Source organism: Flavobacterium sediminis (genome assembly GCF_003148385.1).
GTDB lineage: Bacteria > Bacteroidota > Bacteroidia > Flavobacteriales > Flavobacteriaceae > Flavobacterium > Flavobacterium sediminis.
This window is the reverse complement of the sequence record NZ_CP029463.1, coordinates 2,134,860-2,151,378: the sequence shown is the minus strand read 5'-3', so window position 1 is coordinate 2,151,378 and position 16,519 is coordinate 2,134,860. Positions and strand designations below refer to the sequence as shown.

Here is a 16,519-nt window from a genome sequence, read left to right as displayed (position 1 = left end):
TTTTCGGCTATTGTCGTTTTTATAACAAATAAATCGTTAAAGATAATATGACAAGATGTCATATTATAGAATTTAGTATTATCTTTGCCCATTAAACGTTTTGGGATTTTTATAAATGGAAAAGATTATTGAAGAAAACAAACAAGGAACAAGCCTTGTTAAAGAACAAAAGGAAGGCAATGCTAAAAAACTTTTCATAGAAAGTTATGGTTGTCAAATGAATTTTTCGGATAGTGAAATCGTTGCCTCTATCTTGGCTAACGAAGGCTATAATACTACTCAAAACCTTGAAGAAGCCGATTTAGTTTTAGTAAACACTTGTTCGATCAGAGATAAAGCAGAACAAACCGTTCGTAAACGTCTGGAACAATATAATGCCGTTAAAAAGATCAACCCATCCATGAAAGTAGGGGTTCTCGGTTGTATGGCAGAACGTTTAAAAGACAAATTCCTTGAAGAAGAAAAGATCGTGGACATGGTGGTAGGTCCCGATGCCTACAAAGATATTCCGAACCTTCTAAAAGAAGTGGAAGAAGGTCGTGACGCCATCAATGTAATCCTTTCAAAAGAAGAAACTTACGGAGACGTTCAACCGGTACGTTTAAGCAGCAACGGAGTATCTGCCTTTGTATCTATTACCCGCGGATGCGACAACATGTGTACTTTTTGTGTGGTTCCGTTCACACGAGGAAGAGAACGTAGCCGAGATCCGCAAAGTATAGTAGAGGAAATTCAGGATCTTTGGAACAGAGGATTCAAAGAGATCACACTGCTAGGGCAAAATGTCGACAGCTATTTATGGTATGGCGGAGGTCTAAAAAAAGATTTTGACAAAGCAAGCGAAATACAAAAAGCTACGGCAGTTGATTTTGCGCAATTATTAGACCAATGCGCCTCTCAGTTTCCTAAAATGCGTTTCCGTTTTTCAACATCTAATCCGCAGGATATGCACGTGGAAGTTATTGAAGTGATGGCGAAACACCATAATATATGTAAATACATCCACTTACCGGTTCAATCAGGAAGCACTCGTATCTTAAAAGAAATGAACCGCCAGCATACTCGTGAAGAATATATGGCTTTGGTTGATAAAATTTATGAATTGATCCCGGATATTTCTTTATCTCAGGATATGATCGCCGGATTCCCGACCGAAACTGAAGAAGATCATCAAGATACCTTGTCTTTAATGGAACACGTAAGATACGATTTCGGATTTATGTTTGCCTACTCAGAACGACCGGGAACTTTAGCCGCAAGAAAAATGGAAGATGATGTACCTGAAGAAGTTAAAAAACGTCGTTTAAATGAGATTATAGATTTACAACAACGCATTGCTTTAGAAAGAACTCAGCGATTTGTAGGGCAAACCGTTGAAGTTTTAGTTGAAAAAGACTCCAAACGTTCCGACAAACATTGGAGCGGCAGGAACTCTCAAAATACAGTCGTGGTTTTCCCAAAAGAAGAGTATAAACCGGGTGATTTTGTAATGGTTAAAATTTCAGATTGTACAACCGCTACATTAATCGGTGAAGCCATCGGGTATTCTGAAAAAATGCAATAATATTTAGTTGAAAGATTAAAGTTTTAAAGTCGAAAGAAATTCTTTTTTGAGTTTAAAACTTTTGACTTTTGACTTTCAGACTTAAAAAAATGGAGAGCATTCAAAATATAAAACAACGCTTCGAAATCATTGGTAACGATCCGAAATTAAATCGTGCACTTGAAAAAGCCATTCAAGTAGCACCAACAGATATTTCTGTTTTGGTTACCGGTGAAAGTGGTGTTGGTAAAGAAAGTATTCCCAAAATAATTCATGCACTTTCGCACCGAAAACACGGCAAATACATTGCTGTAAACTGTGGCGCTATTCCGGAAGGAACTATTGACAGTGAGCTTTTCGGTCATGAAAAAGGTTCATTTACCGGAGCTACTTCCACTCGTGAAGGTTATTTTGAAGTCGCAGACGGCGGAACTATTTTCTTAGATGAAGTGGGAGAATTACCCTTAACCACTCAGGTTCGTTTGCTGCGCGTTTTAGAAAACGGCGAATTTATCAAAGTGGGATCTTCACAAGTACAGAAAACCAATGTTCGTATTGTGGCTGCCACTAATGTAAATATGCAAGAAGCTATTTCCAAAGGCAAATTCCGCGAAGACTTATATTATCGTTTAAGTACCGTGGAAATCCACTTACCTCCCTTGCGTGAGCGCAAAGATGATATTCACATCCTGTTTCGGAAATTTGCCGCTGATTTTGCTCAAAAATATAAAATGCCAACTATTCGGCTTTCGGAAGAAGCTATACAATACCTGATCCGCTACCGCTGGAGCGGAAACATTCGTCAACTGAGAAATATTGCCGAACAGATTTCCGTTTTGGAAACCAACCGCGATATTTCCGCAGCTACTTTACAAGCGTATCTCCCTGCTGAAGGAAACAATCTTCCTTCAATTGTAAACAATACCAAATCGGAAAGTGACTTCAGTAACGAAAGGGAAATTTTGTACAAAGTACTTTTTGATATGAAAGCCGACCTGAATGACCTGAAAAAATTAACTTTGGAACTCATGCAGAACGGAAGTGCTAAAGTTCAGGAAAACAATAAAAACCTGATCCAACGCATTTACGGTCAAAAAGAAGAGGACATTATTTTTGAACAACAGCCGGAAACGGAAATTATTCCTGTAAAAGAGAACAATGTCCTTGCTCCGGAAGGATACCGCCACGAAGACTTTGATGATGACCAATATATTTTTGAAGATGCCATTGAGGAAGAAACCTTAAGTTTAGAGGCCAAAGAGATCGAATTGATCAAAAAAGCTCTGGAACGGAACAAAGGCAAACGAAAAGCAGCCGCTGACGAACTCGGAATCTCTGAAAGGACATTATACCGAAAAATTAAACAATACGATTTATAAAATGATCTCAAAGCTAAAATACAGTTTTTTAATCCTTAGTATCACCCTGCTGTTTACAGGATGTAGTGTAAACTATAATCTTACCGGAACAGGTAAAATCGACGCCGAAACATTTCAGGTCAATTATTTTCAGAATTCAGCTGATCTGATCGAACCCGGAATTGAAAGAACATTCACACTTCGTCTGCAGGATCTGATCCAGAACCAGACGAACCTGAATTTAGTAAATCACGACGGAGATTTAGTATATGAAGGAGAAATTGTAGAATACCGCATTTCCCCTATGTCAGCAACGGCAGACCAGCTTGCTGCTCAAAACCGTTTAACTATAAGTGTTTTGGTTCGTTTTACCAATAAAAAACACGAAGATGATGATTTTGAAAAACGGTTTTCATTCTATCATGATTACCCGGCTTCCGAACAAATGGTAGGAAGTAGGTTAACAACGGCTTTAGACGAAATTTACGAACGGATCACACAAGATATTTTCAACGCTTCCTTAGCAAAATGGTAAAATCAAATTCTATTGAACACTAACGATTTAACATATCTATTAAACAAGCCAGAAGCTATTAATGATGTACAAACCGCATCATTAGAATCCGTTTTACAACAATTTCCGTACTTTCAGGCAGCCAGAGCCTTATATATAAAAGGGCTTTACAACAATCAGAGCTTCAGATACAATTATGAACTGAAAAAAGCAGCCGCTTATACAACGGATAGAAGTATCTTATTTCATTTCATTACTTCTGACGGTTTTCATACACTTCAAAAACAACATATCGAAGAACAACAAACGGCTCTTGAAGAGATTGATGTTACGGAAAGTGAATGGATAGCTCCCGAAAACCTTTCGGAAACCCGAAAAGTCAGACCGACATTCCACAAGCAGAAGAAATAGAAACCCCGATTACTGAGCATGCTTTAAAAACGGATGTTGCACCGAATGAAAATACAGAAGCTTCTCCGGAAGAGCTATTAGAAATAGGCAAACCTTTCAACTTCAATTCAAGTGAAAAACACTCTTTTAACGAATGGCTCCAGCTTACCAGAATTGCTCCTATTGAAAGAAATGAAACTGAAAAAGAGCCTGAAATTGACAGTGAACGAAACAAAAAATTCGATTTGATCGATAAATTTATTGAAACAAACCCTAAAATAGTTCCTTCAAAAGAAAGCCAGTCCAACGCCGTAAATATCAGCAAAAGCCTTGAAGAACCTACACATTTGATGACCGAAACATTGGCGCAGATATACTTAGAACAAAAAAAATATCAACGTGCCATACAAGCTTATGAAATTTTAATTTTGAAATATCCAGAAAAAAGTAGTTTCTTTGCAGACCGAATTAATAGTATAAAAAAATTACAACAAAATAATAATAACTAATTATGTTTACAGGATTTTTAATTGCAATCACAATTGTTTGTTTTTTATTGATTTTAGCCATTATGGTTCAAAACCCTAAAGGAGGCGGATTATCTTCTACATTCGGAGGTTCTCAACAATTAGGTGGTGTTCAGAAAACAACTGACTTTTTAGACAAAAGTACCTGGACCTTAGGAGGGATCTTAATTGCATTGATCTTATTATCTTCAATAGCATTTAACAACAGTGCTTCAGGTTCAAAAGTATTAGGAGATGACGAAGTGACTATTCCTCAAACTGAAATCCCGGCTACTCCGGAAGCTCAACAACAAGCTATTGAACAAGCTCCTGCTGCAACAGAGGACGCTGCAAAATAATTGCTGTAAAAAATACTATCATTAAAATGCCAGCCTGTCAGTGCTGGCATTTTTATTTTCAGCAAAAATGTCAGGAAAAGCATTTGGCATAATTTCTGAAAAGATTTTGACCGTAAAATTTAACATTAAAAAACTAGATAAATTATGTCATTAAACATTAAACCTATTTCAGATCGCGTAGTAATTGAGCCAATGGCTGCAGAAACTACAACGGCTTCAGGGATCATTATTCCTGACACTGCAAAAGAAAAACCTCAAAAAGGAACTGTAGTTGCCGTAGGTAACGGTAAAAAAGACCACACGATGACCGTTAAAGTAGGCGACACTGTACTTTATGGCAAATATTCAGGTACCGAGTTCAAGTACGAAGGTAAAGATTACCTGATCATGCGTGAAGATGAAATTTACGCTATCTTATAAAAAAACAAACAACTTTTAAACCTTAAAATTTAAATAAAAAGAAAATGGCAAAAGATATTAAATTCGACATTGAAGCTCGCGACGGTTTAAAACGCGGTGTAGATGCTTTAGCAAATGCTGTTAAAGTAACTTTAGGACCAAAAGGTAGAAATGTTATTATCTCTAAATCATTCGGAGGCCCTACAGTAACCAAAGATGGTGTTTCCGTAGCAAAAGAAATCGAATTACAAGACCCATTAGAGAACATGGGAGCTCAAATGGTTAAAGAAGTAGCATCAAAAACTAATGATTTAGCCGGAGATGGTACTACAACTGCAACAGTTTTAGCACAAGCAATTGTTAAAGAAGGACTTAAAAACGTTGCTGCCGGAGCAAATCCGATGGATCTAAAACGGGGTATTGACAAAGCGGTTGAGGCCTTAGTAGCAGACTTAGGTAAACAGGCTCAGGAAGTAGGTGATTCTTCTGAAAAGATCAAACAAGTAGCTTCTATTTCTGCCAATAATGACGATACTATCGGCGAATTGATCGCAACTGCTTTTACAAAAGTAGGTAAGGAAGGGGTTATTACCGTTGAAGAAGCTAAAGGTACGGATACTTACGTAGACGTTGTTGAAGGGATGCAGTTTGACAGAGGTTACCTTTCTCCTTATTTCGTAACTAATGCTGATAAGATGGTTGCCGAACTAGACAATCCTTATATTTTACTATACGATAAAAAGATCTCTAACTTACAGGAATTACTTCCTATTTTAGAACCTGTTGCTCAATCAAGCCGTCCGCTATTGATCATTGCTGAAGATGTAGACGGACAAGCTTTAGCTACTTTAGTAGTTAATAAATTAAGAGGCGGATTAAAAATTGCTGCTGTTAAAGCTCCGGGGTTCGGTGACAGAAGAAAAGCAATGTTAGAAGATATTGCCATCTTAACCGGAGGTACTGTAATTGCTGAAGAAAGCGGATTCACTCTTGAAAATGCTACTTTAGCTATGTTAGGAACGGCTGAAACGGTTACTATCGATAAAGACAACACAACTATTGTAAACGGTAACGGCGATGCTGAAAACATTAAAGCTCGTGTAAACCAGATCAAAGCTCAGATCGAAACTACGACTTCTGACTATGATAGAGAAAAACTTCAGGAACGTTTGGCTAAATTAGCCGGAGGTGTAGCTGTATTATATGTTGGTGCAGCCTCTGAAGTAGAAATGAAAGAGAAAAAAGATCGTGTTGATGATGCTTTACACGCTACAAGAGCTGCTGTTGAAGAAGGAATTGTTGCCGGAGGTGGTGTAGCTTTAGTAAGGGCTAAAAATGTATTAACCGATGTGCAAGCTGTTAATGCTGATGAAACAACAGGTATCCAAATCGTAAACAGAGCTATCGAATCTCCTTTGAGAACAATTGTTGAAAACGCCGGTGGTGAAGGTTCTGTTGTTATTTCAAAAGTATTGGAAGGTAAAGCTGATTTTGGTTTCAATGCTAAAACCGGAGAATATGTTGAAATGTTGAAAGCAGGGATCATTGACCCTAAAAAAGTAACTCGTGTAGCTCTTGAAAATGCGGCTTCTGTTGCCGGAATGATCTTAACTACTGAGTGTGCTTTGATCGATATTAAAGAAGAAGCTCCTGCAATGCCTCCTATGGGTGGCGGAATGCCGGGAATGATGTAATAACATCCTTCTTCTTACCAGAACAAATTAAAAGCTGCCTGTCAATTCGGGCAGCTTTTTTTGCATTTGACTAAAAAAGAATTTAACCTGTTTGTATTTTTCCTACATTTGAAAAAAACAGGAATATGTTTCGAAAATTTTTTCTATTAACCCTCTTACTATCAATAGCTTTAAAGGCCCAGAATATCAACGAAGTTGACCGTAAATTTCAGAACTATTTCAAACTTGACAGAGAAAATATTTATTTACACCTCAACAAGAACACTTATTTTTCTAATGAAACTGTATGGTTTAAAGGCTATATTTTAGACAAAAAGACTAACAAATTGAATCCTTTAACCACCAATGTTTATATCTCTCTTTATAATCAAGATAAAAACGAAATAAAAAACCAACTTTTCTATGCTTCAAACGGGATTACTTCAGGGCAAATTAAATTAGATAAAAGCCTCCCTTCAGGAAAATACTTTCTGCATATTTATACCAATTACATGAACAACTTCATTGAAGATGAATCTACCATTGAAGAGTTTGAAATAATCAACATTGAAGACACACCTCTCGATCTTCATTCTGAACCGGAACATCTTAATTTTGAAATAACTCCCGAAGGAGGAAAACTATTATTTGAAAGTGATAATACAGTTGTTGTCAAAATAACAGACTGCCAAAACAAAGGAGTCAAACTTTCCGCCGATGTTACAGACGATTCCGGCAATACCATTACAAGCTTTTATACAAATCAAGAAGGATACGGGAAATTTGATTTACTCAATACTAAAAACACAACTTACTCCATAAAAACAAGTGTTGCTAACCAAACTTTTTCACATGATTTACCTCCTGTGACTATTGAAGGCGTTAATTTATCGGCACTCACCTTTATCAAACAAGATAATGTATTGCTTACTTTAAAAACCAATGCCAATACCTTAACTAAAATAAAAGAAGAAAATTTAAAACTTATCATAGAAAAATATGATTCTATAAAGTTCTTAGACATCCGTTTTGACAACCTGACCAAAAAAGATTTTTTCCTCGAACAAAAAGAATTCTTTAACGGGTTAAATACTTTAAGATTATTAAACTCAAAAAATGAATCCATCGCTGAAAGATTGATCTTTATAAAAAAAGATCCAAACAAAATTGAAATCCGAAATGCTGTTAAAAACAACGACAGTATAAGAGTAAAAGGATTGTTGAAGAATAATATCGGGATTATGAGCATCAGTATTCTTCCTAACTCCAATATAAGCCAAAATTCTATCATTAATCATTTAGCCTTTGAGAATGTAACTAAAGAAAAATTAAATAATACACATTATTATTTCGAAAATTTTGATCGAAAAAAACAATACGAACTCGACCTCTATTTGATGGGCTGTAAATCGAAATACAATTGGAATTCAATACTGAACGACACTATTGTACAGAAATACGATTATGAATTCGGTATTGATATTACCGGAAAAATAAACCAAAATATCCCGAATAAAGAAAAACTACAATTAAAACTATACACTCAAGGAAGTCTTAATTTAGGAACCAACATAGAAACCGACAACTCGTTCTATTTTAAAAACTTACTATTAGAAGATTCCGTTTATTGTCATTTTTCTCTTTTAAAGAACAATACTAATTTAAAAAAGCTCAGCGTAGTTACTACTTTAAAGAATAACAACAGTAAGTTTTTAAAACCTGTTCTTATAAAGAAAAACTCCTGTCAAAGTACTTTCTATGAGAAAAAGCAGGATGAATATGTTAATCTATTTCCTAAAACAGGAAAAATAATTGAACTGGATAGTATACAATTAGTTTCAGAAAAAAAAGAGAAGCTTATCTACGGAAATACAAGATACCAGAATAATTATGCCCGAGCATTCAAAATAAATGAAACAGACAGGCAAACATACAATGATGTCTTATCTTTTATATCATTTAACGGATTCGATGTCAGTGTATCAGGAATAAATGTTATTATCAATGCCAGAGCGTCCAAATCAGTTTTAGGATCCCGAACCCCAATTGTTTATTTAGACAATACTCCTATAACTGATTTCAGTTTACTTTTAGGCATGTCATTAAGACAGGTAGATGAGATTTATATTAACAGAACAGGATTTGGTGAAGGCATGAACGGCTCTAATGGAAGCATACGCATTTACACCCGAATAACTTATGACAAAGACTCAAACCCAACAATTAAATCAAGTAAAATTCAGATCAAAAAAGGGTTTCAAAAAGATATTCCCTTCAAAAACATTGAGTACCAAGATTACGACCATGATTCATTTAAAAAATACGGTGTAGTTGATTGGAAAAATAACATTTACACCAATGAAACAGGTGAATTTGAATTTTCTTTTCCTCATTTTGATCTAAAAGAATTCTATCTCGACATACAAGGTCTTGACGGTTCCGGTAATTTTTTCCATGAAGTACTTCCTGTTAAGCTCTAAAATAAAAAACCGATTAGAAATCTAATCGGTTTTATTTTTTTACAATCGTTCGTATTGACAACAAGAATGCAAACGCTCGTAATCTTCATTACTAGCTTTAAAGTTTTCAGTATCGTGACCGGCTTTAGCAATTGCTTGTTGTACTTCTTCAACTGAACATTTATTTTCATCAATAATCAGATGAATATCGTGATGATCAACATGCCACTGTGCACTTTTTACTCCTTTAACAGAAAAAGCAGCCTTTTCTATACGTTTTTTACACATTTCACAATTCCCGTTAACTTTAAATTCAACTTGTTTATTCTTACTTTTCTTTTCTTGCCCCATCATTCCTGTAGATGCCAAAAAACTTAAAAAGAATACTAACATTACTTTTTTCATATCTACTATAATTTTGAAATTTATTTAATTTTAAATCGCAATCCTGCATAATACATTTGCCCGAAAACAGGCCCGTAGATCATACTACTGTCAAAATATGACCCAAAAGGATCATTTGCCGCCACTATGGCATTATTTTGTTTGTAATTTCCAATATTTTCACCTCCCACATACATTTCAAAAGTACTTGAAAAAGTTCGGGTAATCTGAGCATTTATAACTGCAAAATCCGGAGCATACACTCCTAAACGATATTCTTGCGGATTAGATACTGTAGCAGGCAAACGTTGCTTTCCAAGCCAGTTATAGGTCACATCGAACTTCCACTGTTTTCCTTTTTCCTTAATATGCGTCTCATAAGCTACATTAGCAAAAAAACGATGCTTGGCCTGTAGTGGCTTTTGTTTTTGTCCTGTCAGATATTGACTTTGTACATCATAATATTTATAGGCCATTTTAATATTGAAATGAGTGAACGGAGTTACACTCCATTCCGCCTGAAAAGAATTAGCAAAGCTTTTTCCTTCTAAATTATGAAACAGAACGTATTGCGGACTATAATCCACATCTACCACGACCTGATTTTCAAAATCAGTCCGGTAGTAATCCACAACCAGTTCAGAATCCATACCTAAAAAGGTAAAGGACTGGATAATGCTTAAACCATAGTTCCATGCAATTTCAGGATCTAAACCATATAATTTACCATTGGCGTTTAAAATACCGAAAGCTCTTGAAGAAGCAAAAAGTTGTTGGTTCTCTGCAAAAATATTAGCTGCTCTTTTACCTCTTCCTGCAGAAACTCTTATTACTGCATCTTTCCATGGGTTATAACGGATGTGCAAACGCGGTGTTATGAAAGTCCCCAACCGATTGTGATTATCGACCCGAATTCCGGCAACTGCGCTGAAATTATCTAAATTATCGAATGTATATTCAAAGAATACTCCCGCTGAATTGTCAATTCTGGAAAAATCTTCAGTAAAATTAACAGCTACACCCTCTTTATAAGCATCATACGTAAAATTAACTCCGGTAGTAAACTTATTTTTAGTATTGTTTATAATGGAACTGAACAATAGATTAGAATAATAACTTTGCTGATGAATATTATATCGGTTTAAACCAAAATAAGAATCTTGTTTATGGGATTGAAATGAATTCTGAAAACCAAAACTTTGATACGGCATCTCTTTAAAAACATAACCTGTTTTGTTAGCTATCTCTATTTTTTCAGTATTTACCTCACTTCCCCATGCACTAACCGTTAATCTGTCAATATCCGGATCAAATGTGAGCTGACCGGCTTGTTTTTCATCTTTCATATAACGAACATTCAGAAAACTAACCCATCCTTTTTCAGTATCGTGGAATTGCCACCGATTTAAAATATTAATCTGTTTCCCAATCGGGTTGTCTAAAAATCCGTCATTATTTTTATCATTTTTGATTTGGCGGGTATTACCATGAATAAACAAACTGGAACTTAACTTTTCTGAATACTTTTGATTGAAATGAGTATTCAATTCAAAGCGTCCGCCCATTGCTCCATAGGCATTTAAGAAAAAAGGAATGTCGGTTGCAGGTTTAAGCAGTTCATAATTAATCTGACCGGAAATACTTTCATAACCATTACTAACGCTACCCGCTCCTTTGGTAATCTGGATACTTTCCACCCAGGTTCCCGGAATAAAAGACAATCCGTACGCCTGTGATGCACCACGAACAGAAGGTATGTTTTCTTCCGCTATTACAATATACGGACTGGTTAATCCCAACATCCTGATCTGTCTGTTTCCGGTTACTGCATCAGAAAAATTAACATCGATTGACGGATTAGTGCTAAAACTCTCCGACAAATTACAACAAGCCGCTTTCAGCAGTTCCTTATGCCCCATAGTTTGCATATTGACTGCTTGAAGATATGAATGTTCTGTTGTCTTTTTAATTTTGGAAACCGTTACTTCCTCTAAATTGGTCATTTCTTTTAAAACGACAGTTACAAAGTCAGTTGTAACCGCAACTTTTTGAGTTTGAAACCCGATATAGCTCACTACCAGATCTTGTGTTTCACTTACTCTTTTAAGCGTAAAGCTCCCTTCTGTATCAGTAGTAACACCTACCGACGTATTAAACCAAAATACATTGGCTCCTAAAAGGGGTTGGTTATTTTCGTCTACTACTTTTCCTTTAATTTCAGTCTGTGACCAACCGGATACTGAAATAAGCAGTAACAAAAACAAGATATTTTTGTACATAAAGAATCATGTTTTAATGTTAGTTAAGAATTTTTAAAAACGAATAACATTAAAACTCAGACATAAAAAAGGTATTGACAATACAACTTATAAAGCGGTGGTGCATGGAATCACAGTAAAAACAGAACCACTTTTGTTGAACAATCGTTTCTGCAACAGAGAAAAAATCGGGAATACAAACAGTTGAAAGAACAAAAAACGATAATTCCGATTGATGAGACCGGGCTAAAACAGTAGCTGTTTCATTCTCTGCTTTTACAACTGAATCTGAACAACAGTCTTCATGATCTTTTTGAGCTGCACAACAGTCTTTTTCCTCTATCACACAAGCTTCTTCAACCTGATACCCCAAAGAGACCGAAGCCATTTTATTATGGCAATAATGTACATTTACAGCTAACCCTAAATTAGAGAACAGGATCAGAAACAATAAAACTGCACTTATTACTTTTTTTAGCCTCATCCGGCAAAAGTACTTATTTTTTTATTGCTACTTTACAAAAAATCAAATTTCAATCACTTGCCCTCTACTCGGAACAACTACATGAAAACCATAATGCTCTTCTACTTTTACCCTTAATTCATCAGCAGCTTCATTTTCGCCATGAACCAAAAAAAGCGTTTCCGGTTTTTCTTCCAGATCAGAAAGCCAATTCAACAGATCTGCCTGATCTCCATGAGCCGACAAACCTTCAACAGAAAGAACTGTTGCCTCAACCGGATAATATTTACCATACATTTTTATTTCCTTAGCTCCTTCCAGTAATTTTCGGCCTCTGGTTCCCTCTGCCTGATACCCCACTAAAGCAACTGTAGTTTCCGGTCTTTTTATATAGCGTTCCAGGTAAGACAACACTCTGCCGCCGGTAACCATTCCGCTGGCAGCAATAACCACTTTAGAACGATCATCATATATTGTTTCAATCGTATCTTTGTAATCAGAGATCAATGTAAACATTCTGCACATTTCCACACATTCTTCCTGATTCAGTTTGTGCCATTTTCTATTATCAATGAACAGTTGCAATACGTCAATCCCCATCGGAGTATCAATAATGTACGGAATATCAGGAATTCTTCCTTGTTTTTTCAATTGCCAGAGCAAATACATCATTGTTTGTACCCGTTCGACTGCAAAACTCGGAATAACAACATTTCCTTTCTTATGATACGTATTATTGATAATCAATTCCAGATCAAACATAGGATCTGTTTTAGGATGCAAACGATTTCCGTAAGTGCTTTCCAGAAAAACATAATCAGCCTTTTTAGGTTTTACAGGTGGAAATAGCAGCACATCATCGTCTTGTCCTACATCCCCGGAAAAGACAAATGTTTTCCCTTCAGCAGTCAGAGAAACTGAACAAGCTCCTAAAATGTGTGATGCATAGAAAAATTCAAAATATACGGAATCTGACAAGTAAACTTCTTCATTCGGATCTACAACCTTTAGCATCGGAAATACCTTTTCGGCCTCTTCTACCGTATAAAGCGGTTTAGCGGGATCATGCTTTGAATAATGTTCCTTATTCGCCTTTTCAGCTTCTTCTTCCTGAATCTTGGCACTATCCCACAAGATCAGTTTCGTAATTCCTTTTGTAGGTAATGTACAATAGATCTTTCCTTTAAACCCTTGTCTGACTAATAGCGGTAACCAACCACAATGATCTAAATGCCCATGTGTTAAAATAACACAATCAATAGTTTCCGGCAAAAAAGGCAAAGGCTCCCAATTGAGCTCCCTTAGATTCTTCAATCCCTGAAACAAACCACAATCAATCAACACATTGAGTTCTTCTGTTTCCAATACTGTTTTGGATCCGGTAACCGATCCGGCTCCGCCTAAAAAATGAATCTTCATCTGCTAACGATTTAAAAGTTGAGTACATTCTTGTTTGACATTTTTCATTCGGCTTTGACTTAACTTCAAAACAGAAAAAGCCTTCCCGAAATGCATCAGATCATACACCGTCAACACATCCTGCATGAGCAGGATCTCTTTTTCCGCCATCGTCAATGTAGTCAAACATGTTATAGGGTATACATTAAATTTATTGATCCTGTCCCGAAGGCTTTCCCCTTCCGGATAATCCCAACTCATTAAGGACAAACCGACACAATTTGCAAAGTCGAGTGCATCTGTTGTGAACTTATTATTGGTCACCAACCAGCATTTTGAGATCATATCACTTCCTCCCGAAAAAAAATCATACCTCTTTTGGTTCACATCATTGAATCTCGACAAAATATACATCGGCACCTTAACATCGGTCTTTATCTCCTGATTGCTATGGAATTTACATTCCGCCATAGCTACATGGTTGCCATTCTTTATCACCACATCCAATTCATGCGAAATACAACGCCCTTCCACAAAAACATTGGTTCGTGCCTGATATCCTTCTAATTCGAATATACGGGCAATGAACTTTTCAAAATAAAACCCTGCAGGTCCCAAAGCCTTTATTCCCGATTTTAAATTGTAACGGGCTGCAGTAGCTTTTGATCTGTTCTTTAATCGTTGAAAGGCCAATCTGAAAATTTTTCGGGACGAAATGCCCTCATACAATTTAGGCGTGATCTCGTTGATCACTTCTAAAGCTATCTCTCTGGTTGTTCCGGATGCCATTAAGGAACGGATCAGTTTTTCCTGATCAAACTGGACTTCCTCTCCGGAATATTTTTTGATTTTCATTACGTGCGAATAGAAATCCTAATGTACAAATTATTTTGCAAATTTCTGATAATAAAACGCCGGAATGAACAAAACAAGAAATAAAGGTTGGATCAAAAACCTTCTTACGTAAAACAACATCATATAATCCGGATCATATCGAAGAAGCCAGAAGAAAGCTATACTCAACAAAATAAAAAATAAAACATACATCCAGAAAGAAACCACAAGGATTTGTTTTTGTCTGAACAAAAGACACAGGATACCTAAAGAAAGGACAGTGTTTACTGAATAGCGGAACAACAGCCCTAAAAACAACTGCACCGCATCAAAATCAGGTAAACGCTGATGCTGAAATTCGGTTTTAAAGAAGTTAATGAATGGATCATAGAAAAGGGCATCTTCAAACACCCTTACTCCTACTAAGAGTAAAAGAAGACCTGTAATACCTGCTATATTTTTCTTACTCAGTAATATTTCTTTTGGCATACCCCGAAACTTTTGTCACCCAAAACACCCATAACAGAAAAACCGCTCCGTAAATAAACAACGGAAAAACAGTTCCGTGCAATATGCGTTCATATTCGGGTTTATAATACAAGGCTAACGTCAAAAGTACTATTCTGATTATATTGAGTATATAAATTAATACGGCCCCTGAAACAATAAACAAAAAAGTACGTTTGAAACCACTTGAAAAAGCAAAAACAAATGCAGCAAATAAAATAATTATACTTATTGCATTACACCCTTCTATAATCCTGGAAACATAGACACCTTTATATAGTATTTTTACAGAAGGTTCGTTTTCATGTTTCACAATTTCGGCATTATGCCCGAATAGGTTCAAAACATGACCTGTTTGTTCTGCAACGACCTGAGAAATACCATCTACTTCATTCAAATCCGGATTATATTGATTAAGATACATTTTGTACACGAAGGTACAGACAAAGTAAAAAACTAAAAACCTGATTAAAAAAAGAAAGAAGGGTTTGTATTGGACTAAAAGTGTCTTCACCGATTTTTTTAACAAAAATATATATTTTCCTTACTTCATTATAAATAATTTTGCAAAAAAATTGTTTACATGGATTTTGAAACTTTAAAACCGGAAATAACAAAGATCATTACCGAAGAAGGAAACAAGGATAAAAAACTATTGAAAATTTGTCAGTACTTACACGATACTATTCCTTACTACAATTGGGTCGGTTTTTACTTTGCACAACAAGAGACTAAAACATTGCACTTAGGTCCTTATGTGGGCGCTCCTACCGATCATACTGTAATCCCGTTCGGAAAAGGGATCTGCGGACAAGTTGCCGAATCGAACCGGAATTTTGTAGTTCCTGATGTTAAAGCACAAGACAACTATATAGCTTGTAGCCTAACGGTAAAGTCTGAAATTGTAGTACCTCTTTTTGTAAACGGCGTTAACATCGGACAAATAGACATTGATTCTCATGTTATTGATCCTTTTACGGATCAGGACGAAAGATTCTTAGAATTTGTAAATGAACAAGTTGCCCAATTATTTGAGTAAGTATTTGTTTTATAGAAAAATAAGTTTATCTTTGCACCCGAATTGAGATCATCTCAATTGTACATAAAAATCATTAACTAATATTGGCATGTATTTAACTAAAGAAGTAAAAGCTGATATCTTCGCAAAACACGGAGGAAAAGCTGAAAACACAGGTTCTGCTGAAGGGCAAATCGCTTTATTCACTTTCAGAATCAACCACTTAACAGAACACTTAAAGAAAAATCGTCACGATTACAACACTGAGCGTTCGCTAGTAAAATTAGTAGGTAAAAGAAGAAGTCTTTTAGACTACTTAAAGAAAAAAGATATCAACAGATATCGTGAGATTATCAAAGAATTAAAAATCAGAAAATAATCAACATAAGGGGCTCTGCGCCCCTTTTTGTTTACAAATAAAGACAGAAAAAAGTTTGGTTTTTCATTGGGTTTCAA

General features: G+C 35.8%; 18 protein-coding genes. 11 read left to right on the top strand and 7 right to left on the bottom strand.

The genetic code is table 11. The features are described from left to right. The first annotated feature begins 115 nt into the window (after positions 1 to 115). The 9 genes from miaB to DI487_RS09955 all read left to right on the top strand — a co-directional run bounded on the left by miaB (position 116) and on the right by DI487_RS09955 (position 9,222). Positions 116 to 1,564 carry a tRNA (N6-isopentenyl adenosine(37)-C2)-methylthiotransferase MiaB gene (gene miaB, locus DI487_RS09990; RefSeq protein ID WP_109569512.1) on the top strand — a complete coding sequence of 483 codons (1,449 nt, stop codon included), beginning with the start codon at positions 116 to 118 and terminating at the stop codon, positions 1,562 to 1,564. 89 nt (positions 1,565 to 1,653) lie between these two features. Then, positions 1,654 to 2,922 (top strand): sigma-54 interaction domain-containing protein, encoded by a 1,269-nt coding sequence (locus tag DI487_RS09985; protein ID WP_109569511.1) that lies wholly within the window; start codon positions 1,654 to 1,656, stop codon positions 2,920 to 2,922. A 1-nt stretch (position 2,923) separates the two neighbouring features. Further along, positions 2,924 to 3,436, top strand: coding sequence for an LptE family protein (locus DI487_RS09980; protein ID WP_109569510.1), 513 nt, complete (start codon positions 2,924 to 2,926; stop codon positions 3,434 to 3,436). Positions 3,437 to 3,448: 12 nt separating this feature from the next. Beyond that, positions 3,449 to 3,826 carry a hypothetical protein gene (locus DI487_RS16640; RefSeq protein ID WP_317046210.1) on the top strand — a complete coding sequence of 126 codons (378 nt, stop codon included), beginning with the start codon at positions 3,449 to 3,451 and terminating at the stop codon, positions 3,824 to 3,826. Then, a complete protein-coding gene (locus DI487_RS16635) occupies positions 3,757 to 4,314 on the top strand; it encodes a tetratricopeptide repeat protein (protein ID WP_317046209.1) in 558 nt (185 codons plus the stop codon). Before DI487_RS16640 ends, DI487_RS16635 begins: the two co-directional genes overlap by 70 nt. Positions 4,315 to 4,316: 2 nt before the next feature. Then, positions 4,317 to 4,670 carry a preprotein translocase subunit SecG gene (secG, locus tag DI487_RS09970; RefSeq protein WP_109569509.1) on the top strand — a complete coding sequence of 118 codons (354 nt, stop codon included), beginning with the start codon at positions 4,317 to 4,319 and terminating at the stop codon, positions 4,668 to 4,670. Between the two features lie 144 nt (positions 4,671 to 4,814). Further along, on the top strand, positions 4,815 to 5,090 hold the full coding sequence (locus DI487_RS09965) for a co-chaperone GroES (protein ID WP_109569508.1): 276 nt from the start codon (positions 4,815 to 4,817) through the stop codon (positions 5,088 to 5,090). A gap of 44 nt (positions 5,091 to 5,134) precedes the next feature. Further along, on the top strand, positions 5,135 to 6,763 hold the full coding sequence (gene groL / locus DI487_RS09960; RefSeq protein WP_109569507.1) for a chaperonin GroEL: 1,629 nt from the start codon (positions 5,135 to 5,137) through the stop codon (positions 6,761 to 6,763). A gap of 125 nt (positions 6,764 to 6,888) precedes the next feature. Beyond that, positions 6,889 to 9,222: a hypothetical protein gene (locus DI487_RS09955; protein WP_109569506.1), complete on the top strand. Its 2,334-nt coding sequence runs from the start codon at positions 6,889 to 6,891 to the stop codon at positions 9,220 to 9,222. A 39-nt stretch (positions 9,223 to 9,261) separates the two neighbouring features. Here the strand turns inward: DI487_RS09955 and DI487_RS09950 are convergent, their stop codons facing one another. The 7 genes from DI487_RS09950 to xrtF are packed head-to-tail and all read right to left on the bottom strand — an operon-like array spanning position 9,262 to position 15,559. Next, positions 9,262 to 9,606: a heavy-metal-associated domain-containing protein gene (locus DI487_RS09950; RefSeq protein ID WP_109569505.1), complete on the bottom strand. Its 345-nt coding sequence runs from the start codon at positions 9,604 to 9,606 to the stop codon at positions 9,262 to 9,264. 20 nt (positions 9,607 to 9,626) lie between these two features. Beyond that, positions 9,627 to 11,864, bottom strand: a complete 2,238-nt coding sequence (locus tag DI487_RS09945) for a TonB-dependent receptor (protein WP_109569504.1) — start codon at positions 11,862 to 11,864, stop codon at positions 9,627 to 9,629. Positions 11,865 to 11,913: 49 nt separating this feature from the next. Next, positions 11,914 to 12,327 (bottom strand): HYC_CC_PP family protein, encoded by a 414-nt coding sequence (locus DI487_RS09940; protein ID WP_109569503.1) that lies wholly within the window; start codon positions 12,325 to 12,327, stop codon positions 11,914 to 11,916. Positions 12,328 to 12,369: 42 nt separating this feature from the next. After that, the gene (locus tag DI487_RS09935; protein WP_109569502.1) at positions 12,370 to 13,725 is read right to left on the bottom strand and encodes an MBL fold metallo-hydrolase; all 1,356 of its coding nucleotides are present in this window, start codon (positions 13,723 to 13,725) and stop codon (positions 12,370 to 12,372) included. A 3-nt stretch (positions 13,726 to 13,728) separates the two neighbouring features. Further along, positions 13,729 to 14,559 (bottom strand): ATP cone domain-containing protein, encoded by an 831-nt coding sequence (locus DI487_RS09930; protein ID WP_109569501.1) that lies wholly within the window; start codon positions 14,557 to 14,559, stop codon positions 13,729 to 13,731. 30 nt (positions 14,560 to 14,589) lie between these two features. Then, positions 14,590 to 15,027: an exosortase F system-associated membrane protein gene (locus DI487_RS09925; protein ID WP_109569500.1), complete on the bottom strand. Its 438-nt coding sequence runs from the start codon at positions 15,025 to 15,027 to the stop codon at positions 14,590 to 14,592. Continuing rightward, a complete protein-coding gene (xrtF, locus tag DI487_RS09920; RefSeq protein ID WP_109570658.1) occupies positions 15,002 to 15,559 on the bottom strand; it encodes an exosortase family protein XrtF in 558 nt (185 codons plus the stop codon). Before xrtF ends, DI487_RS09925 begins: the two co-directional genes overlap by 26 nt. Before the next feature lie 69 nt (positions 15,560 to 15,628). Here xrtF and DI487_RS09915 point away from each other — a divergent pair, with 69 nt between their 5' ends. Together DI487_RS09915 and rpsO are read left to right on the top strand one after the other, a co-directional pair. Further along, a complete protein-coding gene (locus tag DI487_RS09915) occupies positions 15,629 to 16,084 on the top strand; it encodes a GAF domain-containing protein (RefSeq protein ID WP_109569499.1) in 456 nt (151 codons plus the stop codon). A gap of 88 nt (positions 16,085 to 16,172) precedes the next feature. Further along, positions 16,173 to 16,442, top strand: a complete 270-nt coding sequence (rpsO, locus tag DI487_RS09910; RefSeq protein ID WP_109569498.1) for a 30S ribosomal protein S15 — start codon at positions 16,173 to 16,175, stop codon at positions 16,440 to 16,442. Positions 16,443 to 16,519 lie beyond the last annotated feature (77 nt).

What these genes read in the sequence shown, in the direction of transcription:
- DI487_RS09965 (WP_109569508.1), top strand. Translation starts at nt 4,815, where the DNA reads ATGTCATTAAACATTAAACCTATTTCAGATCGCGTAGTAATTGAGCCA.
- groL (WP_109569507.1), top strand. Translation starts at nt 5,135, where the DNA reads ATGGCAAAAGATATTAAATTCGACATTGAAGCTCGCGACGGTTTAAAA.
- DI487_RS16635 (WP_317046209.1), top strand. Translation starts at nt 3,757, where the DNA reads ATGGATAGCTCCCGAAAACCTTTCGGAAACCCGAAAAGTCAGACCGAC.
- DI487_RS09950 (WP_109569505.1), bottom strand. Translation starts at nt 9,606, where the DNA reads ATGAAAAAAGTAATGTTAGTATTCTTTTTAAGTTTTTTGGCATCTACA.
- rpsO (WP_109569498.1), top strand. Translation starts at nt 16,173, where the DNA reads ATGTATTTAACTAAAGAAGTAAAAGCTGATATCTTCGCAAAACACGGA.
- DI487_RS09985 (WP_109569511.1), top strand. Translation starts at nt 1,654, where the DNA reads ATGGAGAGCATTCAAAATATAAAACAACGCTTCGAAATCATTGGTAAC.
- DI487_RS09945 (WP_109569504.1), bottom strand. Translation starts at nt 11,864, where the DNA reads ATGTACAAAAATATCTTGTTTTTGTTACTGCTTATTTCAGTATCCGGT.
- DI487_RS09930 (WP_109569501.1), bottom strand. Translation starts at nt 14,559, where the DNA reads ATGAAAATCAAAAAATATTCCGGAGAGGAAGTCCAGTTTGATCAGGAA.
- miaB (WP_109569512.1), top strand. Translation starts at nt 116, where the DNA reads ATGGAAAAGATTATTGAAGAAAACAAACAAGGAACAAGCCTTGTTAAA.
- DI487_RS09935 (WP_109569502.1), bottom strand. Translation starts at nt 13,725, where the DNA reads ATGAAGATTCATTTTTTAGGCGGAGCCGGATCGGTTACCGGATCCAAA.
- secG (WP_109569509.1), top strand. Translation starts at nt 4,317, where the DNA reads ATGTTTACAGGATTTTTAATTGCAATCACAATTGTTTGTTTTTTATTG.
- DI487_RS09980 (WP_109569510.1), top strand. Translation starts at nt 2,924, where the DNA reads ATGATCTCAAAGCTAAAATACAGTTTTTTAATCCTTAGTATCACCCTG.
- DI487_RS09940 (WP_109569503.1), bottom strand. Translation starts at nt 12,327, where the DNA reads ATGAGGCTAAAAAAAGTAATAAGTGCAGTTTTATTGTTTCTGATCCTG.
- DI487_RS09955 (WP_109569506.1), top strand. Translation starts at nt 6,889, where the DNA reads ATGTTTCGAAAATTTTTTCTATTAACCCTCTTACTATCAATAGCTTTA.
- DI487_RS09925 (WP_109569500.1), bottom strand. Translation starts at nt 15,027, where the DNA reads ATGCCAAAAGAAATATTACTGAGTAAGAAAAATATAGCAGGTATTACA.
- DI487_RS09915 (WP_109569499.1), top strand. Translation starts at nt 15,629, where the DNA reads ATGGATTTTGAAACTTTAAAACCGGAAATAACAAAGATCATTACCGAA.